The organism is Acetobacter oeni (assembly GCF_011516825.1).
GTDB lineage: Bacteria > Pseudomonadota > Alphaproteobacteria > Acetobacterales > Acetobacteraceae > Acetobacter > Acetobacter oeni.
The window spans coordinates 65,436-88,003 of record NZ_WOTA01000005.1 but is presented as its reverse complement, the minus strand read 5'-3'; the positions used below and the strand labels follow the sequence as shown (position 1 = coordinate 88,003).

Below are 22,568 nucleotides of genomic sequence, written 5' to 3'. Positions count from 1 at the left end.
GATCCCGCCCTGCCGCAAGGGCAGGGGAAAACACAGTTTGCGCCGCTCAGAACTTCAGCGTCACCTTCCCGCGAAGTCCGCTGTCCGTGTAGTTCCTGCCATACTGCCCGATATAAGACAGTCCGACATCCACCCGGTCCGTCAGTCTGGTCGACATGCCCGCATTCAGCACCGCCGCATCCCGGGCAAGCAAAGCTCCGGCTGCTTCAAAATCGCTGCTTCCGCTACGAAACGCCTCATGAGTCGTCGGTGTCACCAGCCCGTAAGTATGACGATACCCAAGGCTGGCATTCGGAGTCAGGGTGATTCCACCCAGCCTGAAAGACGCTCCGCCCCGCACGCCGAAAGTAGAATACGTCGTCCCCGTATCCATAGCGCGCCCCTCAAGTGCCGCCGCACCACCATTCTCGCGGTAATGGTTCGTATGGACATTTACATAGGCCACATTCGCAAAAGGTTCGACCTCAGCCGTTTTTCCGACATGAAACCTGTAGGAGAGATCCCCGAAACTCTGCGCCGTACCGCCCGGATAACTGCTGCTCAGGCGGTCACGATAGCCCGCGATAGCCGCCGTCCTCACCGCAGACAGCATGTCCCAGCTATAAAAAGCACCGAGTTTGAAATGAATATGCCCCCAGTGTGTGCCGGCATAACCGCCAACGCTCACGTCGTCGCTATGTCCGGATGAATTCACCGCGCCCGTATCAAAAGACGTGTGTCCATAACTGACAAGTCCGCCGATACGCCAGGTCTCGAAAGCCATGGTGTCGGCCCCGATAATAAACCCGCCGGTCGCATGATGCGTGGCCCCGGCATTCCCTCCTCCACCATTCCGTCCCCATGCCCCGTAAGCCGTTCCCCAGAGCGCCGCCCCCCGATTATCGCACCCCGCCGTACTATGCCCGGCCAGATCCGAAGTTTTGACAGTGCTGTAACTGACCCCGCTTACGCAATCAGCCGTCTGCAACCGGTCCAGAGCCGCATTACGAATATAGAAAGCATCCTGGATCAGATTTGTCCGCGCGGAAGCATGGATCTCACCCGACAGCGCATTATATGCGTGCCGCGCCCCCCTCTCATCCAGCCCCTCAATAGCGTTGATCACCGAACTCCCGCTCATCGTATCGAGCGCACTGCCCACCCCATACTCGTTTCGCGTAACAGCCGCAGAAGCATAGCTGCGGCTGTTACGCGCCATCAGCAGAGAAACACTGTCCGTACTGTAAGCCAGCGTCGGTGACAGGAAATAATAAGGATTGATGAGATTGCTCTGAAACGATGAAAATGCCCCTGAAATCCCGCCCGCAGCAGTAATCAGCGTATACTGGCTGTCCTTTGTAAGAACAGCCCCTGCGGCTGAATCTGCTATAAGCGTGCTCTGACCAATATTCAGCGCGCCACTCACTACGGTCTGACTGGCATTCCCGCTGGTCCCGACCGCCGCGACATAATCTGACCCGGACTGCAAACCCAGATTTCCATTTACATGAAACTGCGTGCCGACGCCGCTGACCGCCGTATTCAGCGTCCCTCCCGCCTGAACGCTCGTCGCGCCTGTTGTGCCGGTCCCTGTCAGCGTGGCGCCGTTTTCAACAGAAACTGCGGACTGAGCAACAGAACCGGAAACAGTCAGTGTCCCGGCCTCAACAGTCGTGTCACCGCTATACGTATTCTCAGCCGTCAGAGTGAGATCGCCACTCCCCGTCTTCAGCAGCGATCCGGTGCCACTGACAGTATTCGTCAGCGTTCCATCCTGTTTCTGAGCAAGTACAAGAGAAGCATTATCTGTAATGGCACCACTTCCAAAACCGGACGCCGTGCTCTCAAGCGCGCCCGCACTGACGGTTACCGCCCCGCTATATCCGGAAGCATCCCCGGCAAGAACAAGAGTGCCGTTACCGGTCTTGGTAAAATCGCCTGTCCCGCTCAGAGCCCCGGACAGCGTGTAAGCCGTGTCCGCGTCCACAGTCAGCGAGCCTGTAAGACTGATCGCTCCATTGATCTCAGAGCCCGGATGAACGGTCAGCACAGTCGTCGTCCCGTTTTCCAGAAACAACGCATCCGCCGCCCCGGAAATACTGCCATAATTGTCGATCAGCAGAACAGACGCGAGCCCGGAGTTCGCAATATTATCGATCCCGAAACGGTCACTTGAAATCTGCCCGTAATTCGTCAGCGTCACCGTGCTCTGTGTCGAACGAAACCCGACATCCGCCCCGTAAACACTTCCATAATTGATAAAGGACTGCGTTCCCGCATTACAGCACAGCGTCACACCTACCTGTGTGGACGTAATAACTCCGCTTGCCTCATTAGTCAGTGTGCCGCTTCCGGTCAGCGCCACACCTTCCGAAACGTTCAGCTGGCCTGTTTTGTCATACCCCGCAGCCCCCTGCGCCGAAATCGTGCCGTAATTGGTGACTGAGAAATCTCCGTCAATATCAACCCCGTCACCATCCCCAGGCCCGGACCCGTCATAAGAGCCAATAATCGTGCCATAGTTGACGACCGTGCCCGTCCCGTCAGACCCGACACCGGACCCGTTCCGTCCGATAATCGTCCCGCCCGCTTCATTCGTGACATCCACGTTGGTTGAGGACGTAATTCCGTGACGCTCTCCCGTAATCACACCACCACTCTTATTGATTACCGTTCCCGAATACTGCTGAAAATCAATCCCGTCATGACTTTCTCCGGTTGCTCCGCTGGCCGAAATAAGACCATTGTTAATAACAGTGGCATTGTTTCCAGGCCGGATGCCATCCGCATTATCTGAAATCAGCTGACCCGTGGCACCATTTGTAATGGTCGTAGTCACGCCGGAAGCCGACACATCATCCAGATCAATGCTCTGACCGCCAGTACTATGGATCGTCCCGTCATTAACGATGCTGATCGTTCCGCTGCCATCCGTCGTCGAACTGGCATGAATCCCATCATCATCACCGGAAATCGTGCTGCCTGCCGCCGTCGTAATACTGATAGCCGACGGGTCTGAAAGCGTGACAGCTTTCTCGTCCCCGGTTGCCAGTGCTCCGGCACTGTCAACAGTAAGCGTATCGTTTCCCGACAAAGACACAGGCGAAGACGACGAATCACTGATCGTCAGCGACGCAGCAGCCGATCTTTCAACAGGAAAAATAACGATTGTCAAAAAGGTTGTACAAATCAAAAGATTTTTCATAATGATTTTTTGCGCCCGGGATATGTCTGTGGACCTCTATGCCGCGCAATAAGTAAAAAAAGTCTCAACAAGCAGTTCTGCAACAGATAAATTTATCAATCAGTAACGGCACACAGCGCAGCAGATCCGGTTTAAAACCGTCCCGCTTTATGCCTGTCCCTTCACAGACATCCCATTTTATTTAGAAAATCCGCTTCATCCCGGTCAGGATCGCAATCCCGAAACCACAGACAGACATCCGGTCCGCCAGAAAGCGAAAAGGCCCCGCATCACATCATGTGTGACGCAGAGCCCCGGAACAATCCCGGCAAAAAGCCAGATCAGACCACCCGATGCACCCAGCCATGCGTGTCCGCAACCCGTCCGCGCTGCGTGCCCAGCAACGCCGTCCGCAACGCCCCCGTCACCTGTCCCGCACCCGTTCCGCTGCCGATCTTCACCTCACCCGCACTTGTCTTCACCGCGCCGATCGGTGAGATAGCCGCCGCCGTCCCGCAGGCAAAAGCCTCCGTCAGACGACCCGATTTCGCATCCTCCAGCCACTGATCAATCGCATAAGGCTCTTCACGCACCGTCAGACCCTGCTCACGCGCAATCGTCAGCACGGAATCCCGCGTGATCCCCGGCAGAATGGTGCCGGTCAGGGGAGGGGTTGCAATCGACCCGTCCTCAAACACAAAAAACACATTCATTCCGCCCATTTCTTCAACGAAACGATGCTTCACGGCATCCAGGAACACCACCTGATCGCAGCCATGCTCCTTCGCCTCGGCCTGAGCCAGCAGACTACCCGCATAGTTGCCGCCACACTTCGCCGCACCCGTTCCACCCGGCGCCGCGCGCGTATACGTCTCCGAAACCCAGACCGTTACAGCACCGTTGCTGAAATAAGCCCCGACCGGCGCGCCAATCACCAGAAAAATATACTCGGACGCTGGTTTCACGCCCAGAAACGCATCATTCGCAAACATGAACGGACGGATGTAGAGGCTTGAACTCTCGCCTTCCGGCACCCAGTCCGCATCCGCTTTCACAAACTGGTCGACCGCCTCAATGAACAGCTTTTCCGGCAGAACCGGCATCGCCATCCGCTCCGCCGATTTCTGAAACCGCCGCGCATTCGCCTCCGGACGGAAAATCGCAATCCCGTCCTCGTTCGTCCGGAACGCCTTCATGCCCTCAAAAATTTCCTGAGCATAATGCAGAACTGCCGCCGAAGGATCGAGCGTCAGAGGCCCGCGCGGCATAACCTGCGCGTCATACCAGCCTTTGCCCTCTTTATAGCGAATCATCACCATATGATCCGTCGCAACGCGGCCAAAGGCAGGATCGGCCATCATCGCCGCCCGCTTCTCCGGCGAAGTCGGATGAGGATGCGGAAGGTGGGTGAACGTCAAATCGTCGGCGCTGCTCACGGCCTGTCTCTCCTGGATACCTGTCTGATCCCCACATGACCGGGGGTAATTACTCGGGGGCAACACTTGACCGGAAAACGAGGCAATGAGCAATCCGGACACACGCAATCCAGCCCGGTCCCGTCATCCCCGAAGATGAACGAGCCTCGCGTCACGCCGTTAACAGCCGCACAACACGCCTGACGGAATACCCCCGGCCGCTGCCTCAGATTGTCGTTGTCGTATGAATGTGCCGCTTTGCCGCCGCAAGCTGCCCGGCAATCAGGGCAGGAAGATCAGCCGGCTCCGCGACAATCACCTCCGGACCCGCCTCTTCAAGCTCACCCGCGCCGCTATACCCCCAGCGAACGCCAAGAGCGCGAACATTGTTGGCGTGAGCACCGGAAATATCAAACCGGCGATCCCCGATCATCACCGCACGGTGACTGTCAATTTCATGGTCCCGCAAAACAGCGCCAACCAGCTCCGGCTTCTCAGCCCCGCTGTCATCGGGCCGCGCGCCATACACTTCGCTGAAATGCGAGAGAAGATCATTCTGTTTCAGAATGGCACGCGCCAGCGTCGCCGGTTTTGACGTCGCAATAAATAACCGCGCTCCGGCATCGCCAGCAGCCCGGATCACCTCACGCATCCCGGCGAATACAGGCGTCCGCTTCATCCCGTTCTTTTCATAGTTCCGACGATAAAACTCCATCGCCTCGTCGCAGCGTGTGTCATTATAATGCAACAGGATTTCACCGATCAGATCACGAAGCGGCGGCCCCACAACCCAGTTCAGATCATGCGACGGATCAGGTGTATGACCAAGATCCCTGAGCGTGCTGTGGAGACTGTCGATAATCCCGGCCCGTGAATCCACAATGGTCCCGTCAAGATCGAACAGAACAGCCGATCCGCGAAGCGCGTCTTCAATACCAGTCATAAATATACTCAGTCCTCTCAGTAATAAGCCAGGCCTGCTCCTGATTGCGCGGCCTGGCGATTCGTCCCCGTTTTCCGTCGGATCCGTCCCTCACAATGCCGTTTCGCGGTTCGTGACTTTCCGCAGCGGACAGAGAGACAGGCTCTCCACAGTCGCCCCGGCGCCGCTTGTCTCAAGCCGCAGAAAATCGAGCGGCGCCGCCGGGAAAACCAGAGCCGTCCCGACAGAAAGCCCTCCGTTGGCAAAAATCTCCAGCGTCGAGGCATCAAAAATCATGCGGATGTCAAAGTGGCGATCATCCGGGTTCAGCACCGTGGAAAACTCACCGGTAAAAAACGGCTGCGCAAACCCGCGAAGGTTATTTCGATCCAGCCACATCTGCCCCGAAAATGCGTCGAACCCGATGCTCAGCGTCTCTCCATCCTCATTGCCGAGCACGATGACAAATCGCCCCGTCCGTCCCTTATCCCCCGGTGGAAGATCAGGCGCCCGTTCATCAACGGTCACGTTCATGGACAGATCAAGCGCTGTCCCGACCGGAATGACGATCTGCACACTCGCCCCCGCTTCAAGCCGGTGGACAGTAAAAGGAATAGCCACCTCCCGCAGCGTCTCAATTCCCCGCGGCTGCTGCGCCAGACGAAGCCACCCGGCAAAATCCCGCCGGAGCGTCATCGTGCGCGGAACAGTCATCACGCCGCGCCAGCTCTGCGTCGGCAGTTCCTGACAATACTGCCAGTTTCCCAGCCAGGCGACGGAGACCGCCTCCCCATGCGGCATATTATTATAAACCTGTAGCGCATAAGCATCTTTTGCAAAATCGGTCAGACCGATAACCGTATCATCCGGAATAAACCACGAGCCATCGAACTTTCCCACAAAATACTGAGTAATACTTCCGCCCGTCGGGCCGCCCGGATTGACAGAAACAAACAGAACCCACCGCGAACCACCACCTTCAACAGGGATCTCAATAAGATTCGGACATTCGTAGTCGACCCCAAATAAACCGGACGGTCCGAAATCACTCAGATGTACCCAGTGAATCAGATCAACAGAGGCAAAAAATGCAATCTGATGCAGCCGCGATTTAGCGACCACCATCACCCACTGGTTCGTGGGTTTATGAAACTGAACCTGCGGATCGCGAAAGGAGTTGCTGCCAATATCAAGCACAGGATTATGTACGTAATCAGTAAATGTCCTGCCATGATCGTCGCTGATCGCAAGAAACTGACTCTGCTTCTCGGGCGAGGCACGGGTATAGATCGCCACGATCCGGCTCTCACCGGTCCCGAAAAGCCCCGTGGCGTTCTTTTCATCAATAACGGCACAGCCCGTATAGGCTTCTCCATCTTTCGTTTCGGCAATGGCAATCGGCTGGTCCTGCCAGTTTAACAGATCAGAACTGGTCGCATGGCCCCAGTGAACACGCCCGGCATACGGCGCGAAAGGATCATACTGGTAATACAGATGATACTGCATTCCATCGAATACCAGCCCGTTAGGATCGTTCATAAATCCGGTGACGGGAGAGAAATGAACGGTCGGCCGGTAAAGCGTATCGCTCTGAGTTTTCACCACCGGACGCGAAATCACGCCGGGCTGGTCAGCAGGGGAGGGATGGGAGGCATTGGGCTCAGTCGTCCGGTCATGATCCGGCGCCTGCGGCACGGCGGGCTTCGCCGGCACATTCGGTGGAACAGGCATATCATCCCCCCGTGCGGGCCCGGAAAGGCAGGCCGCAGCGCCAATTGTGGCAACGGAAGACAGCACACGACGGCGGGATGGGTTGGGCCTGGGCTCATCAGTCATAAGCAGACTGTAAGGGGCGCGGAGACGAGATGCCAGACGGGTCATTTTTTGAGGTAGTCGAACTCGGTTCCGGATGGCAGGCTCCGCTCGTTTACAACGGAGAATCTAATGTTCAGCCATATCGTGCTCGGCAGTAATGACATTGAGCGGTCGAAAAAGTTTTATGATGCTGTCTTTGAAGCAATAAGCATCCCTCCGTCCGAAATTAACGAAAAAGGCCGGCTGGTCTATGCACATCATCAGCAGCAGCTCATGATAGGCAAACCCATCAACGGACAGCCCGCAACCGCGGCAAATGGCGGAACAATCGGCTTCTCCGTCGACAGCCCGGAGCATGTCGAGGCCTGGCACCGCGCAGGCGTCGCCAACGGTGGCGAGGCGATCGAAAACCCGCCTGGAATTCGTAAGACAGCAATGGGCGATCTCTATCTCGCCTATCTGCGTGACCCGGATGGCAATAAACTCTGTGCGATTTGCCCTGTGCCGGCCGGCTGATATTAACCAGGCGGGAGAATACAGGTCTCCCGCCATAATTATATTTCGAATTCAAATATTCACATGAGATATATAAACACGTACTTCATGTTCTGAGTTAAACGAGCTCTTCTCCCGAAGGTGATCCGTAATCGTATAACTTCTGATAAAATCAGACACGGATCGGTTTGCCTGTGGCATGTCCATGCGACATTCGTAATCACGGCCAGGAGCCACCGCCTGGAGGTCGTCCGGCAGAAATTTATCCCCATGCCCCTTCCGCGAGAATAGTCCCCAGGCTTTTCGTGCTGTCCATGTTAATCACCTCATGGACCCGATCTTCCGTGGTCCGCCGCGCCCCTGACTGCGACATCAGCGACCCGGCCTGCTCCCATTGCCTGCACGTCCTGCCGGACAGGTAGCATTTCGCCCTTCGGGCATCCGGCTCCGTTGCTCCGGCGTCCACATTCAAAGCTTGAATCACATCGAATTTCCAGACAGGTCTGAGAGATTACATCACTCTGCCCAGGAATCAGAACGAGAATTTAAGGTAATATTCACATAATATAGATGATATAATACAATTACTTTAGATAATTAGAATATTTTTTGTATTATAGAAAATAATAAATATTTATATAGAACAATAATATTCGAAAAAACATATAAAAAGTAATATTATTTGGAATAATCTAAAACATAAATACAGGAACTTACTTACATAACTCAATAACCGCAGTTATTTTTCCGTCAGCACACTGCGTGCAGATGGAGGCGGAGGTTGGGCGAAGACGTGAAAGGATTATCCGACAGCGGATTGCCTTCAAATCTGCTTTACGCCCAGATAGCGGCTTCTGGCTATTCCCGTAAAACGGAACCGAATTCCGGTCATTCAGCCATCGCGATCAAAAAATCTGACATACTTTCAGATGATTACAGTATTACCAGTGATCTCGACATAGTAACCGCCCTGATCCGGCTCGCTATGCCAAAACACGAAGATCCGGGGCAGCTCAGCCAGAGTTTACTGCTTCATTTCGGGTCTCTTTCCGGCGTTCTCACGGCAACAAATCAGTCATTACGAGCCATCGCCGGCGTCGGCCCGCATCTGCTTTCCGCAATCCGGATCATGCAGGATGCCGCATTGCGGCTCCACCGCGCCTCATTGCAGAGCATCGAAATTCTGTCAGACCGGCCACGCCTTTATCAGTACCTGTCAGCAGTACTGGCACGGGAAGTCATCGAACAGTTCCGGATCTTATTCCTGCGGTCAGACGATACACTCATCGCGGACGAGGCCCAGGCCCGCGGAACGGTCAACCACACGCCCGTCTACCCACGAGAAGTCGTGCGGAGAGCGCTCGAACTCGGCGCCACATCGATCATTCTGGTACATAACCACCCAAGCGGCGACCCGACACCGTCTCCGGACGATCTGGCTATGACACGACAGGTCAGCGCGGCGGCCGCAATCCTGGGACTGGTCGTCCGGGACCATATCATCGTGGGAAACGGCCGATGGCTGAGTTTCGCGGAAAAAGGGCTGCTTTAACTTAACCCGGTCAGATCGCTTCCGCCGTCGTCCTGCCCGACTGACGACACACTGCCACATCCCGAATAAAGAATGTCACACCTTCACGTCCCTGCCAGACTTCGTGCCGAAGATGACCAATAACAGTGAGAAATGGCCTTGTGCGATCTTCAAACACCGCCAGAAGTGAGTCATCGGTAACACGAAACATAAGCGCTTTAATACTACGGTTTCCGTCTCCGGCCAGAATAAGACGGATCGTCGTGCCATCTGAACCAATCCGGTCCAGCCGCAGAACCTGTACGTCAGAAACCGAAATCAGCGGCTCTTCATTCCCCTGACCAAAAGGGGCCAGAACATCCATCGCCTTCGCGGTTTCCACGGAAATCCCGCGAGGCGAAAGCGGCGCGTCAATTTCGTATATTGTCCGGTCAGGCCGGCAAAGCGCATTCGCCAGCCTCTGGTTCAGAAAAGCGTGAAAAGCCGGCAGATTGAGTTTCGACAGACTAAATCCGGCGGCCATCATATGACCGCCGCCATTAGTCAGTAACCCGTGCTCTCTCGCCGCGATAACAGCAGCCCCCAGATCCAGCCCGGGAACAGAACGCCCCGATCCCTTCAGCTGACCATCATCCTGCTCCGCGCAGACAAGAACAGGACGATTGAACCGTTCTTTGATCCGACTGGCAACAATCCCGACCACACCGGCATGCCATTTCGCATCGGCCAGCACCAGAACCGCATTACCCTGATCGTTCTGAAGCTGCGCCTGCTCTATCGCAGGCTCCAGAATATCCGCTTCGACTTCCTGCCGCCGGCGATTGATCGCATCAAGACGTTGCGACAGAATCTGCGCTTCTTCAGCGTCCTGCGTTGTGAGAAGCCGTACTCCCAGATCGGATTCAGCAATCCGGCCGCCCGCATTAATGCGCGGCCCGAGCGTATAACCACAGGTAAAAGCAGAAGGCGCGGACTTAAGCCCGGCAACCTCCGAAAGATGGCGCAGACCCAGCCGCGCCTGCCCCGCCATCGCACGAATACCCTGACGGACAAAAGCTCTGTTTAAACCCGTAAGCGGCATCACGTCGCAGACAGTCGCCAGCGCCACAATATCCAGTTGCCGGAGCAGATCCGGAGCCGGTCGCTGCTCCGAAAACCACCCCGTTCTGCGAAGTTCGCGAACAGTGGCAACCGCCGCAAAAAATGTCAGTGCTGCGGCGCAAAGAGTGTTGAGCTGTGACCCGCAGTCAGACCTGTTCGGATTAACGGTCGCAACAATGTCCGGAATCTGACCTTCCGATTTGTGGTGATCGATAACAACAACGTCCGCGCGGCCCTTCAGACAATCCAGAATATCCCCCGCGGCCGTGCCACAATCGAGACAGACCACAAGTGTGGCACCCTGATCGGCGAGCGAAAGCAACGCCGGAGCATTGGGGCCATAACCCTCCGTCATTCTGTCCGGAATATAAGTGAGAACCGGACAGCCCTGATCCCGCATCAGCGTAGCGAGCAACGCAGTCGAACACGCCCCGTCCACATCATAATCGCCGAAAACAGCAACCGTTTCCTGATTTCTTATCGCTTCAGCAAGACGTTTCGCCGCAATGTCCATGTCCTTCAGGCAGAACGGGTCCGGCATTAACGCGCGTAAAGTCGGATCGAGAAATGTTTCGGCATTCTCAGGCTGAATACCACGCAGCACCATGACCCGACCGACAATCTCAGGGAGATCATACCGCTGGGCAATCGCCGAACCCAGCCTGGCCGTCACGGGACTGTCCGCTCTCGGACGCCACTGCCACCGGCCGCCGGACAGGCTCGATTCCACCCCGAACGCAGCGGGTGAAAGCGCGCCGTCCTCGTTGTCAGTGTCAATAACGCCGGTTGTCATGAAGCAGACCGATTACCCTGCCAGACAGCCGGAAACGCGGAGCATCACGCTTCCCACGGTTTAGCTGCTGATCCAGGTTTTTGTGTTGAAGTTATGATGCCCTTCCACAAACCGAAGCGTCCCGGACTTGGAACGCATGACCAGCGAATGAGTGACAGCATGATTGATGCGCCGCTTGATGCCCTGAAGCAGAAAGCCCGTCGTAACGCCCGTTGCTGAGAACAGCACGTCTCCCGCAGCAAGATCATGCAGCCCGAGTTTCCTGTCAGGCTCCTTGCCCGGATTCATCTTTAATGCGCGCTCACGCTGTGTCTTGTCTTCAAACAGCAGACGCGCCTGCATCTGACCGTTCATACAGCGAACAGCCGCCGCCGCCAGCACACCCTCCGGCGCGCCACCGGACCCGGCATAGATATCAACGGTCGCCGTATCAAGACAGGCGGCAATACCGGCCGCGACGTCACCATCTGAAATCAGCCGAACCCTGGCACCGGCTTCACGGGTTTTCGCAATCAGCTCGGCATGACGCTCACGATCCAGAGCACAGAGAACAATCTCGCCAATATCCTTGCCGCGCGCCTTCGCCAGATTGCGGAGATTCTCGCCGATGGGCGCGTCCAGATCGGTCACATCGTCCGGCAGCCCCGCGCCGACGATAATCTTGTCCATGTAAACGTCCGGCGCATGCAGGAAGTTACCGTGTTCCGCAAGAGCAACAACAGTAATGGCATTGGGCATGTCTTTGGCACAGAGATTGGTGCCCTCAAGCGGATCAACCGCAATGTCCATGGCCGGGCCACCGGCACCGACTTTTTCGCCGATATAAAGCATCGGCGCTTCGTCCATCTCGCCTTCGCCGATCACGACGGTGCCATCGATGGCAACGGTATCGAATGCCGTGCGCATCGCTTCAACAGCGGCCCCGTCCGCGTCATTCTTCTGACCACGGCCCGTCCAGTGCGAAGAAGCCAGAGCAGCGGCTTCCGTAACGCGAACGAGTTCAAGAGCGAGATTGCGATCCGATACGACGAAAGATCTGGGAGTGGCTTTGCTCGACATGGCGTTTCTCCGGTTATGATGCCGCCTTTTCCGGGCGGCAACGGATTTCTGCGTTGCAGATTCAGTCTGAAAACTCAGTCAGCATCCCCGTGTTTTCGTATCACGTGGCACTGCACCGGTCAGGGTCGTCGGCGGTCAAACAGTCTTTTTTATGGCACCATCAGATGTTTTCGATCCTGATCAGAACCGGTTCGGAAACAACGACAGGAAGAGAAGTAATTTTATGAACGGCTGCCTGCATTCCTGCTTCAGGGGTGGGATGGGTCACCAGCACAAGCGGGACATGCGCGCTCTGTGTGGCGGAGGGATGCTGGATCATGCTGTTAAGTGACACGTTGCAATCCCGGAGGATGGCCGCAATGTCGGCAATGACCCCCGGACGGTCCTCAACGGCCAGACGGATATAAAATGCGCCCTCGCGTTCGGATACCGGACGACTGTGAACCGGAGTGAGAGCGGTCGTTCGCGTGCCCCATACGGGAACAGCCGTGTCGCGCGCGAGATCGATGAGATCCGCCGCCACGGCGCTGGCCGTCGGACCCGCCCCGGCGCCACGCCCCTCAACCATGAGACGACCGACATACGTCCCTTCCGCGATCACTGCATTGAAGACGCCGTCAACCTGAGCAACAGGCGAGGTCTCGGGAACAAGGCATGGCGCCACCCGGGCTTCAACCCCGTTTTCGCTCTGCCTCGCAAGACCGATCAGCTTGATCCGGTAGCCAAGCGTCCGGGCAAAACTGAAATCAAGCGCACCGATACGGCGAATACCCTCGACATGAACACTTTCGAAAATAACCGGATTACCGAAGGCCAGCGAAGCAAGAATCGTCAGCTTATGCGCAGCATCGATGCCATCGACATCTGTGGAAGGATCGGCCTCCGCATACCCCAGAGCCTGAGCTTCAGCGAGCACATCCGCAAAATCACGGCCCGTTTCGCGCATCGCCGTAAGAATGTAGTTGCAGGTTCCGTTCAGAATGCCGCCAATCCACAGAAGACGGTCTGCCGCCAGCCCTTCACGCACGGTCTTGATGGCGGGGATACCACCCGCAACAGCCGCCTCGAACAGCAACGGCGCCCTGTTCTGCTCGCTGAGACGCGCCAGCCTGTCACCATGCAGGGCGATCAGCGCCTTGTTGGCGGTCACAACCGGCTTTCCACCGGCCAGCGCGGATTCGACAAGCTCCCTTGCCGTGCCTTCCGCCCCGCCAATAAGCTCCACAACAACATCCACATCCGGATCACTGACCAGACCGGCAACCGTGTCATGCCAGCGAAAACGGCTGAGATCGATCCCGCGATCACGATGCCGGTCCCGGGCCGCCACGGCAGTGACCTCAATCGGCCGACCGGCACGGGCCGTTATGATGTCAGCATTGTCACGAAGTAGTGAGATAAGGCCGGCGCCGACCGTACCAAGCCCGGCCACGCCAAGCCGCAGAGGTCCGGGTGATGTGGCGTGTCCGGGGGCTGATGTCACGATGCGCTGTCCTCCAGAACCGGCTGTTTATCGGATTTCGACGCCGGCTGAGCAGGCCCGACGCCATGTGCGTTGAGAAAGCCGCGAATGGCGCGTGTTGCCTGACGCAGGCGCTGTGTGTTCTCGACCAGCCCGATGCGGACAAAGCCCTCGCCATGTTCACCGAAGCCAAGCCCCGGCGCAACGGCAACACCAGCCTCCTGCAACAGAAGTTTGGAGAAAGCCACGCTGCCCATATCGCGGAAAGGCTCGGGAATCGGCGCCCACGCAAACATCGATCCTTCAGGAGAAGGAATATCCCAGCCCGATCCCTGAAGACCACGAAGTAGTACATCGCGCCGCTCCTTATACATCGCCCGGATTTCGGCGACGCAATCCTGCGGACCACTGAGCGCCGCGACGGCAGCAACCTGAATCGGCGTGAAAGCCCCGTAATCGAGATAGGATTTGATCCGGGTCAGAGCGGCGATCAGATGCGGGTTGCCCGCCGCGAACCCCATGCGCCAGCCCGCCATCGAATAGGTCTTGGACAGAGACGTAAACTCGACGGCAATGTCTTTCGCGCCCGGCACGGCAAGGATCGACGGCGGCACGAGATCGCCGAAATAGATCTCGGCATAAGCAAGGTCGGAAAGGATGAAGATCTCTTCCTTACGGCAGAACGCGACGATTTCCTTATAGAAATCGAGATCGGCCAGATAGGCGGTCGGGTTCGACGGAAAGTTGACGATCAGAGCCGTGGGCTTCGGCACGGAGTGCCGCACGGCACGCTCCAGAGCACGCAGCATGTTCTCGTCCGGATGAGCCGGAATGGAGCGAACGGAAGCGCCGGCGATGATGAAACCGAACTGATGGATCGGGTAGGACGGGTTCGGCACCAGGATCGTGTCGCCGGGGCTGGTGATCGCGGAAGCGAGATTGGCGAGGCCCTCCTTCGAGCCCAGCGTGGCGATCACCTCCGTTTCCGGATCGAGCTTCACATCGAACCGGCGCTCATAATAACCGGCCAGCGCCTTGCGGAGACCGGGAATACCCCGACTCACCGAATAGCGGTGACTGCGGGGATCAGCGACCGTTTCCACCAGTTTTTTGACGATGTGCGGCGGCGTGGGCGTGTCAGGATTGCCCATCCCAAGATCGATGATGTCCTCACCCCGCGCCCGGGCGGCGGCCTTGGCCTTGTTGACCTCCGCAAAAACATAAGGCGGAAGGCGACGGATGCGGTGGAACTCTTCGGTCATGGCCGGACGTCCTACAGGCTCTTCAGGCTCTTCGCTGCCGGGATGGCAGGGGAAAAATGTATAGGAAGCAGCGGGCTGGCAGGCAAGATGAAGAGTTCAGAACAGTGCGGGCGGCAGGTGTGCCGGATTGGGAGGGCAGGGACCGAAGAAAACGGATCATCCCACAGAGGACAAATGGCAGGGAACGACATGTTTGCCGCATACCGGGACCGATGACGACAGGGGTGCCTCTCCCGTTTCAGACACGCAGTCCGGAGTTCTGTCTTTAATCCCGGAGCGAACGGCATATAACAGACCGGCAACACGTTCCGTCGTTGCGAAATCGCACCGGATATTGACAGTCATTCTGCTCAGGTAAAGAGTTAGGCATCCGAGCCGGCACGGAGCCGGTCGTGTCAGGAGTGCCGGATGACGTCGATGATTTCTAAAGAAGGCCGCGAGGAGCTTCTTGCCCGCGGTTATTCCCGTCGCCAGTTTGGTCGTATTGCGGCGCTGCTGGGAATGCCCGTTGCCGCCGCAGCGACACTGCCGAAATTCATGAGCACGGGCAGGGCCGCCACGACGACGGATATCCCGGAAATGTCCCGCCCGGATAAACGGAATATGGTGCGCATCGGCACCAACGAATGCTGGACAGGGCCATTTCCTTCCGCCGCCGTCGCAGGCGCGGCAACAGTAAAACTGGGCAATCGTTACGAACCGGGAGACCTCCGCTCTCAGCTTATTACCAACGCATCAAAGGTCGAAGCCCTGCCGGAAAGCCACATTCTGCCCTGGCCCGGCTCAAGCGATCCGCTTTCGCGTGTGGTCGTCACCTTCTGCTCGCCCGGACGCGGCCTGGTGACAGCCGACCCGACCTTCGAGGCATCCTGGCGAACAGCAGCATGGCTGAATGTAAAATGCACGAAAGTCCCGCTGCGGCCAGAAAACAATTACGCCACTGATGTGAAAGCGATGCTGGCCGCCGATCCGAACGCGGGCGTCTATTATGTCTGCTCGCCGAATAACCCGACAGGCACGCTGACCCCTGTCGCGGATATCGCCTGGCTGGTCGCGAACAAGCCCGCCGGCTCCATTGTGCTCGTGGACGAGGCCTATCTGCATTTTTCCGAAGCAAAAAGCGCGGCTTATCTGGTGGCGCAGAATCAGGACGTGATCGTTCTGCGAACATTCTCCAAGCTGTTCGGCATGGCCGGACTCAGGCTCGGCTTTTCGTTCGCAAAGCCGGAACTGCATGCGAAAATGATGCGCTACGACGGCAAAAATCAAAGCGGAACACTGTCGATCGTAGCGGTCGCCGTCGGGTCATCCAGCCTCTTGCAGGCACAGAATATCGTTCGCCGTCGCAATGAAATGATCGCCGCGCGCGAAGCAACATTCGCGCATCTCCGCCAGCGCGGCATCACCTATATCCCGAGTGACGCCAACATGTTTATCGTGGACTGGAAGAAACCGGCAGGCCCCGTCAAGGCAGCCTTCGCCGAACAGGGGATCGATATCGGACGAAACTGGCCCGTGTGGCCGAATGCGTCACGAATCACCGTCGGCTCCGCCGGAGAAATGGAGCGGTTCTGCGGCGCGCTGGATCGGGTGATTGTCTGATGAAAAAAAGCGGCACAACCGCCACGAAGAGATGATTTTTTTCAGGCCATGCCGTGAATCTGACCGGAGCTTACAGGAAAACCTGGAAAGCTCCGGAGCAGATCATAACACGACGTGAATATCCTTGCCGTAACGTCCGTCCTTCAGGGAGCGAATTAGAAATTCGTTGTGAACTGGCCACCCAGGATGGCCGCATCGTGAAAAGTTGTGGTTGCACCGGGATGTTCAGGATACTGAAAATCAGCCTGCAACGATGTCGTCCGGTAGCCCGCACCCTCTCCGGCAACCGGAAAGCCGGCCGCATAATAATCACCGTTTTATTCAGCCGGTTTTCACCGTGTCGGATATGCAACAGAATACCTGCCTGAAATGTCCCGCCCGCCTGTCCGTGGCATGGATATTTCAGAACCGCGCCTGGATGAGCTCCTCGGTTTCGGTCACACTTTCTGCACTGACACCGGAATTGCGGATCATCAGGAACTTCCCCGACCAGGAGCCAGGGATATGCCAGCGCCCTTCGATCTCAGCGCCATCCCCACTCAGCATGCCAGTATAGATGACAGCATGCTGACGGCTGCCGCTTTCGTAAGTTTTGGTGAAACGGACGGCAAACCCATCCCGTTTCCCATGCACGGATGAGAGAAAGCGAAGCCCCCCGGCCGTGCCGGAACTCGCCCGCTCCGTAATGCTGCCCCCCAGCAGCCCGTCCGCTTCAAAAAGAGACGCGGTGAAATGCTCCGGATTAAGGATGCGGGGATAGGTGAACTGCCCGTTCCAGAAGCCGGTCAGGCAGGGGGCGGTTTTGCTCATCCACAGGCTCCGTTCAGGGGGTGTGTTCCCATGCCGCGCGTTTTATCTTTACCCAATCGGTTAAGGCTACGTTTATTCTGAAGTCCCCCGATCAGCCAGGTGGCCATCTGCCATGTAACAGCCGGCAGCCCCGCGTTGCCCCTTGGAGAGCGGAGGCGGAGCCGGTAACGTGCGCGAATGGCCGAACCGACAGTTTTTACCACCCCTGACCCAACCGTGCGCGACCTTCTCGCAACGCATCCCCAGCTCACATCCGATGTGCAGTGCGGGCTGATGCTCGAAGGCGTGCCGCTCTCCGCCATCGCGGATGAGGTCGGTACGCCATGCTGGGTGATGAGCGCGGGAACGCTGAGGGTAAGGGCGCAGCGTCTGCTCGGCGCCATGACGCAGGCCGGGCTTTCGGTCGCGCCGCACTTCGCGGTGAAGGCGAATGACCATGTGGCGGTTCTCAGAATCCTGTCCGAAACCGGGTTCGGAGCGGATGTAGTCAGCGGCGGCGAACTGCGAAGGGCGCGGAATGCAGGGATTCCAGCCTCCCGCATCGTGTTTTCCGGCGTGGGCAAGACAGACGCGGAACTGCGGCTGGCTTTGGCCGAAGGCATCGCCCAGGTGAATGTCGAAAGCGCCGAAGAGCTTGAGATTCTCTCGGCGCTCGCCAGCGCGTGCAACCGGGAGATGACAGTGCTGCTCCGCGTGAATCCGGACGTCGATGCCGGCACGCATGCCAAGATCACGACCGGCGTGGCGGAAAACAAGTTCGGCGTGCCGTATGACGAGGCGCTCGCGCTTTACCGGCGTGCCTCGGAACTGCCAGGCCTCCGCCCCGCCGGCTACGCGATGCATATCGGAAGCCAGATTCTGTCGGCAAAACCGTTCCGCGAGGCCTATGCCCGGCTGGCGACGCTGGTGAAAGCCACGCGGGCAGCGGGTTATCCCGTCAGCGCGCTGGATTGCGGCGGCGGACTGGGAATCTGTTACCGTGATGAAGGCGAAGGATCGCCGGACGCCTGGGCCGGTGCCATCCGCGCGGAGCTCGGTGGCCTGGACGTACGCCTGGCGATCGAGCCGGGACGCTGGATCGCGGCGCCGGCCGGTGTGCTCCTGTCAACGGTCGTGCTGCGCAAGGTGGTGACAGGCGGCGTCCCGTTCATCATTCTCGATGCGGCGATGAACGATCTGTTGAGGCCTTCTCTTTATGATGCCTGGCATGGAATTGTCCCCTTATCACCCCGCGATGCCGTCGCCGATGTGGAAACAGTCGCCGTTGTCGGCCCGGTTTGTGAGTCGGGAGATACATTCGCGCCGGCACGGGTGCTCCCCCGGCTGGAACGCGGGGCGAGAGTGGCCGTGCTGGACACCGGAGCTTACGGAGCGGTGATGAGTTCCACGTATAATTCACGCACACTGGCAGCCCAGGTTCTGGTGGATGGCGAGCGATGGTCGGTGATCCGGCCACGTCAGAACGTGGAAACTTTGTGGGCGGACGAAGTGGTTCCGGAATGGATCAAGCAGACGGCATGAGCGGCGCACAGCAGCACGGAAACACGGACCCGGTTCTGCCAGGCCTCCCTCCGACGGTGACGATGCTGGAAGCCGCCCGGCGGAGAGCACACAGAGTCCTCGTAACGGAACAGGTCGCCCGCCGGCTCATTCCGGCCCTCTCCGTTCTGTTGCTTTATGTCCTGGCAACACTCCTGCGGGTGCCGCAGCAACTGCCGGACTGGCTGCACGGTCTTGTCGAACTGGCATGCCTGGCGGGGACAGGCCTCCTCGCGCGGCGGGGACTGCGTGGTTACCAGCCACCGACCGGCGCGGCAGCGGACCAGCGGATCGAGCAGGCGTCGGGATTGCGGAACCGGCCACTGGCCAGCCTGACAGACCGCTCGGCGGGGATCGGATCAGGAGCGTTGTGGTCGGCCTATCAGAGCCGCCTTGTCGCGGCGCTCGGGCCGCTGCGGACAGGATGGCCGCAGTTGCGGTTCGCATCGGGCGATCCCTGGCGGGCTGCTTTGCTGCTGGTGCCGGCCGTGGTGATTGCGGCGGCGCTGGCGGGCAGTCACGCGCCCGGCCGGATTGAGGCCGGGTTCGTCCCCGGATGGGACGATCCGGATGTGCCGATGCCGCATGTGGAAGCATGGATTACCCCGCCGGCCTATGCCCCTTCGGCCCCGGTTTTCCTGAGCCAGACCGGGTCACCGGGTGCCACGGCCCCGGGCTCCGTGCCCCAGGGCGCCGTCCTGACAGCAACAGTGACCGGACTGCACGGCGCGCCGGAACTTTCGGGGCATCTCGGAGGCCAGACATTAAAGGCGCTGGACAGGCGATCATGGCGCGTCGAGGGGAAACTTGAATCTTCGGGCGTTCTCGCGCTCCGGGCACGCGGGCGAACAATCGCGCGATGGGATATTACAGTCGCGCCGGACTCCGTGCCGTCAGTCAAATGGGGCAAAGACCCCGGCGGCGAAAAAGGCGGCCGCCGGACGCGGATTCCGTTCGAGGCGCATCATGCGTACGGGATTGCCTCACTTGTCGTGGAAATGCGGCTCGCGCACCCGTCCTTCCTCGCGAAGAAACGGGTGCTGCGCATCCCGTTGCCGCTCTCGGGCCATCCGATCGATGCAAAGGGGACCGCCACGCCCGATCTGTCGTCCGATCCATGGGCCGGAGAGCAGGTCTCGGCGGTTCTGGTGGCGACCAGCGTGAGTCACCAGGAAGGACGAAGCCAGGCGGTGACGTTCACGCTCGGATCGCAGCAGTTTAAGTCGCCGGTGGCGCGGGCCGTGCTGGACCTGCGTAAAAGGCTGGCGCTGGGTTCGGAATCGCGGAGCGCGGCGGCGGAAGATCTGGCGGCGCTGGGTGAAACACCGGGACCAATCGCCGAAAATACCGGAATGTTTCTGAATCTGACAGCAACGGCTTCTCTGCTCGAAGATCAGGACGTCGCCGACGATGCCGCGCGGGACGAGGCCGTCGGGCGGCTGTGGGATCTCGCGCTGGATATCGAAGACCGGCTGCATGGCGGTTCTGAAGGCGCCCTGGCGTCGATCGATGTGCGGGCCGCGCAGGAAGCCGTGGAGCAGCAGCTTCGGCATATGCGCGAGGATAACGCGCACGGCCCGCAGGAACAGGCCGAGTTGCAGCGCCGGATGCAGGCGCTGAGACAGGCGATTTCGCGCAAAATGCAGGCGCTCGCACAACAGGCAATGCGGGACGGAACAGCGGTTCCGGATCTGCCGGGCCTGTCGAAGAACGGAGACCGGGCATTTCAGCAACTGATGAAGCAGCTTCAGGACGATGCCGCCGAAGGGCGCGAGGGTGCGAGCGACAAGCTGCAACAGCTTGAGGATTCCATCGAGCGGATGCGCAATGCAACGCCACAGGATCTGGCGCAGATGGCGCAGCAGATGCAGGCACAGCAGAAGTTGCAGGAGCAGGAGGCGGGTTTGCAGGATCTGGTAAAGCAGCAGACCTCGCTGCTCGATCACGCACAGTCACGGATCGATAAGACGCACCGGGCCGACGCGACGCGGCGGGACCGCATGACTCCGCCGGATGAAGACGGAGACCAGGACCTTTCAACCATGTCGACGCAGGATCTTCTGCGGAAGCTGGGTCTTGTCCCTCCGCCAGGTGAAGAGGGCAGCGAACCTCAGCCCGGACAGAATGCTCAGCCCGCTCCGAGGCCGAACGGGCAGGGCCAGAATGATCAGGGCCAGAACGCGCAGGAAGGGGATTCCTCTCAGCCCCGGCCGGCAGAGAATTCGGACGCTGCGAAAGCCACGTCGGCGGAACAGCAGCAGGCCGACCGCGCCTCCCAGCACGCGCTGATGCGGGCAACGGACGAACTGAGCCAGGAATTTAAGGAACTGACAGGCAAGACGCCCCCGGCATTCGCAAAAGCCCAGGCCGATATGAAGGACGCGCGACATGCGCTGGCGCAGAACAACGATTCTCAGGCGGTGACGGCGCAGCAGAAGGCGCTTCAGGATCTGCGGCAGAGCCGCCAGCAGATGAAGCAGTCATTGCAGAGCAAGGGCGGCGGTTCCGGGGCGACGAGTTTCGTGCCCTCCTTCGGCGGCGGTCACGGCAGCGGCAATGACCAGAGCGGCTCGGGTGACTCCGGCGACGACGGCGATGACGGCAGCGATGAAGGCTCCGGTTCCGATCAGAACGCCGACCGCGATCCGCTGGGCCGCGCGACGGGAGAAGGCAATGATAGCGGGACAAATCAGGGCGGCCATATCCCCGATGCGATGTCGCGCGAGCGGGCGCACGAGATCGAGGAAGAGCTTCGCCGGCGTGATTCGGACAGGACACGTCCGCCTCAGGAACTGGAATATCTTGACCGGCTACTGAAATCGTTCTGACCGGGGCACGGAATTTTCCGGAAAAAACCGAAACCGTGCGTTTCGTTATTTTCTCTGTGCCCCGCCCGGGCGGACAGTATCTTTGCAACGCCGCATATCCGCGCTGAACAACCGGCGCCGGTACGGCGAAGATCTGAAAAGGAGTGACCTGATGCCGAAAGTGCTGGTTCTTTATTATTCATCCTATGGACACGTCGAAAAGCTGGCTTACGCCGTGGCCGACGGCGTGCGGGAAGCCGGTTCCGAAGCCGTCGTAAAGCGCGTTCCGGAACTGGTGCCGGAGGAAGTCGCAAAGGCAAGCCATTTCCAGCTCGATCAGAAAGCTCCGCTCGCAACGCCGGCCGAACTGCCCGAATACGACGCGATTATCCTGGGAGCGCCGACACGATTTGGCCGTCTGCCGTCACAAATGGCGAATTTCTGGGACCAGACTGGCGGCCTCTGGGCAAAAGGCGCCCTGATCGGCAAGCTGGGAGCCGTGTTTACCTCCACGGCCAGCCAGCATGGCGGACAGGAAACGACACAGTTCTCGCTGATGACCAACCTGATCCACCACGGCATGATCGTCAGCGGACTGCCTTACAGCTTCGCCGGACTGACACGTCTGGATCAGGTCGAGGGCGGCACCCCCTATGGCGCATCGACCATCGCGGCGGCCGACGGTTCCCGGCAGCCGACCGTAACGGAACTGGACGGCGCGAAATATCTCGGAACCCATGTCGCCGGGATCGCAACAAAACTGGCCTCCTGATCCGACCTCCGCACCTTCCG

16 protein-coding genes and 1 pseudogene are annotated in these 22,568 nt (G+C 58.7%); 6 read left to right on the top strand and 11 right to left on the bottom strand.

Translation table 11 applies throughout. The features are described 5' to 3' along the window. Positions 1-46: 46 nt before the first annotated feature. The 4 genes from GOB90_RS04990 to GOB90_RS04975 form a co-directional block, all read right to left on the bottom strand. Positions 47-3,154 (bottom strand): autotransporter outer membrane beta-barrel domain-containing protein, encoded by a 3,108-nt coding sequence (locus GOB90_RS04990; protein ID WP_173571930.1) that lies wholly within the window; start codon positions 3,152-3,154, stop codon positions 47-49. A 350-nt stretch (positions 3,155-3,504) separates the two neighbouring features. Beyond that, positions 3,505-4,599, bottom strand: coding sequence for a branched-chain amino acid aminotransferase (locus tag GOB90_RS04985; protein ID WP_146886632.1), 1,095 nt, complete (start codon positions 4,597-4,599; stop codon positions 3,505-3,507). Positions 4,600-4,804: 205 nt separating this feature from the next. Beyond that, on the bottom strand, positions 4,805-5,521 hold the full coding sequence (locus GOB90_RS04980) for an HAD hydrolase-like protein (protein ID WP_146886630.1): 717 nt from the start codon (positions 5,519-5,521) through the stop codon (positions 4,805-4,807). A 90-nt stretch (positions 5,522-5,611) separates the two neighbouring features. After that, complete coding sequence (locus GOB90_RS04975) at positions 5,612-7,336, bottom strand: GH32 C-terminal domain-containing protein (protein ID WP_146886628.1); 1,725 nt, start codon at positions 7,334-7,336, stop codon at positions 5,612-5,614. 108 nt (positions 7,337-7,444) lie between these two features. Between GOB90_RS04975 and GOB90_RS04970 the strand changes: the two genes are divergently transcribed. Next, complete coding sequence (locus GOB90_RS04970; RefSeq protein WP_146886626.1) at positions 7,445-7,831, top strand: VOC family protein; 387 nt, start codon at positions 7,445-7,447, stop codon at positions 7,829-7,831. 241 nt (positions 7,832-8,072) lie between these two features. Here GOB90_RS04970 and GOB90_RS04965 read toward each other — a convergent pair whose 3' ends face one another. Then, positions 8,073-8,294 carry a hypothetical protein gene (locus GOB90_RS04965; protein ID WP_146886623.1) on the bottom strand — a complete coding sequence of 74 codons (222 nt, stop codon included), beginning with the start codon at positions 8,292-8,294 and terminating at the stop codon, positions 8,073-8,075. Between the two features lie 309 nt (positions 8,295-8,603). Between GOB90_RS04965 and radC the strand changes: the two genes are divergently transcribed. Next, the gene (radC, locus tag GOB90_RS04960) at positions 8,604-9,362 is read left to right on the top strand and encodes a RadC family protein (protein WP_261765929.1); all 759 of its coding nucleotides are present in this window, start codon (positions 8,604-8,606) and stop codon (positions 9,360-9,362) included. 10 nt (positions 9,363-9,372) lie between these two features. On the opposite strand, the gene recJ is transcribed toward radC, so the two are convergent. The 4 genes from recJ to GOB90_RS04940 form a co-directional block, all read right to left on the bottom strand. After that, a complete protein-coding gene (gene recJ / locus GOB90_RS04955) occupies positions 9,373-11,235 on the bottom strand; it encodes a single-stranded-DNA-specific exonuclease RecJ (RefSeq protein WP_146886621.1) in 1,863 nt (620 codons plus the stop codon). Between the two features lie 60 nt (positions 11,236-11,295). After that, complete coding sequence (glpX, locus tag GOB90_RS04950; protein WP_146886619.1) at positions 11,296-12,294, bottom strand: class II fructose-bisphosphatase; 999 nt, start codon at positions 12,292-12,294, stop codon at positions 11,296-11,298. 160 nt (positions 12,295-12,454) lie between these two features. Beyond that, a complete protein-coding gene (locus GOB90_RS04945; RefSeq protein WP_146886617.1) occupies positions 12,455-13,777 on the bottom strand; it encodes a homoserine dehydrogenase in 1,323 nt (440 codons plus the stop codon). After that, positions 13,774-15,018 carry an LL-diaminopimelate aminotransferase gene (locus GOB90_RS04940; RefSeq protein ID WP_146886615.1) on the bottom strand — a complete coding sequence of 415 codons (1,245 nt, stop codon included), beginning with the start codon at positions 15,016-15,018 and terminating at the stop codon, positions 13,774-13,776. The genes GOB90_RS04945 and GOB90_RS04940 overlap by 4 nt, the downstream gene beginning before the upstream one ends. Before the next feature lie 408 nt (positions 15,019-15,426). Here GOB90_RS04940 and GOB90_RS04935 point away from each other — a divergent pair, with 408 nt between their 5' ends. Continuing rightward, on the top strand, positions 15,427-16,620 hold the full coding sequence (locus tag GOB90_RS04935) for a pyridoxal phosphate-dependent aminotransferase (RefSeq protein ID WP_146886613.1): 1,194 nt from the start codon (positions 15,427-15,429) through the stop codon (positions 16,618-16,620). A 155-nt stretch (positions 16,621-16,775) separates the two neighbouring features. Here the strand turns inward: GOB90_RS04935 and GOB90_RS19635 are convergent. Beyond that, positions 16,776-16,883, bottom strand: a pseudogene (locus GOB90_RS19635) (carbohydrate porin); the annotation flags it as partial. A gap of 139 nt (positions 16,884-17,022) precedes the next feature. Next, positions 17,023-17,430, bottom strand: a complete 408-nt coding sequence (locus GOB90_RS04930) for a hypothetical protein (RefSeq protein WP_146886611.1) — start codon at positions 17,428-17,430, stop codon at positions 17,023-17,025. A gap of 177 nt (positions 17,431-17,607) precedes the next feature. Between GOB90_RS04930 and lysA the strand changes: the two genes are divergently transcribed. The 3 genes from lysA to wrbA all read left to right on the top strand — a co-directional run bounded on the left by lysA (position 17,608) and on the right by wrbA (position 22,548). Then, entirely contained in the window at positions 17,608-18,951 is a 1,344-nt protein-coding gene (gene lysA, locus GOB90_RS04925) for a diaminopimelate decarboxylase (RefSeq protein WP_146886609.1), read from the top strand. Continuing rightward, positions 18,930-21,797 carry a DUF4175 domain-containing protein gene (locus tag GOB90_RS04920; protein ID WP_242011803.1) on the top strand — a complete coding sequence of 956 codons (2,868 nt, stop codon included), beginning with the start codon at positions 18,930-18,932 and terminating at the stop codon, positions 21,795-21,797. The genes lysA and GOB90_RS04920 overlap by 22 nt, the downstream gene beginning before the upstream one ends. 151 nt (positions 21,798-21,948) lie before the next feature. Beyond that, the gene (gene wrbA / locus GOB90_RS04915; RefSeq protein WP_146886605.1) at positions 21,949-22,548 is read left to right on the top strand and encodes an NAD(P)H:quinone oxidoreductase; all 600 of its coding nucleotides are present in this window, start codon (positions 21,949-21,951) and stop codon (positions 22,546-22,548) included. Positions 22,549-22,568: the final 20 nt, after the last annotated feature.

What these genes read in the sequence shown, in the direction of transcription:
- GOB90_RS04980 (WP_146886630.1), bottom strand. Translation starts at nt 5,521, where the DNA reads ATGACTGGTATTGAAGACGCGCTTCGCGGATCGGCTGTTCTGTTCGAT.
- GOB90_RS04975 (WP_146886628.1), bottom strand. Translation starts at nt 7,336, where the DNA reads ATGACTGATGAGCCCAGGCCCAACCCATCCCGCCGTCGTGTGCTGTCT.
- GOB90_RS04970 (WP_146886626.1), top strand. Translation starts at nt 7,445, where the DNA reads ATGTTCAGCCATATCGTGCTCGGCAGTAATGACATTGAGCGGTCGAAA.
- recJ (WP_146886621.1), bottom strand. Translation starts at nt 11,235, where the DNA reads ATGACAACCGGCGTTATTGACACTGACAACGAGGACGGCGCGCTTTCA.
- glpX (WP_146886619.1), bottom strand. Translation starts at nt 12,294, where the DNA reads ATGTCGAGCAAAGCCACTCCCAGATCTTTCGTCGTATCGGATCGCAAT.
- GOB90_RS04940 (WP_146886615.1), bottom strand. Translation starts at nt 15,018, where the DNA reads ATGACCGAAGAGTTCCACCGCATCCGTCGCCTTCCGCCTTATGTTTTT.
- GOB90_RS04935 (WP_146886613.1), top strand. Translation starts at nt 15,427, where the DNA reads ATGACGTCGATGATTTCTAAAGAAGGCCGCGAGGAGCTTCTTGCCCGC.
- GOB90_RS04930 (WP_146886611.1), bottom strand. Translation starts at nt 17,430, where the DNA reads ATGAGCAAAACCGCCCCCTGCCTGACCGGCTTCTGGAACGGGCAGTTC.
- lysA (WP_146886609.1), top strand. Translation starts at nt 17,608, where the DNA reads ATGGCCGAACCGACAGTTTTTACCACCCCTGACCCAACCGTGCGCGAC.
- GOB90_RS04920 (WP_242011803.1), top strand. Translation starts at nt 18,930, where the DNA reads ATGGATCAAGCAGACGGCATGAGCGGCGCACAGCAGCACGGAAACACG.
- wrbA (WP_146886605.1), top strand. Translation starts at nt 21,949, where the DNA reads ATGCCGAAAGTGCTGGTTCTTTATTATTCATCCTATGGACACGTCGAA.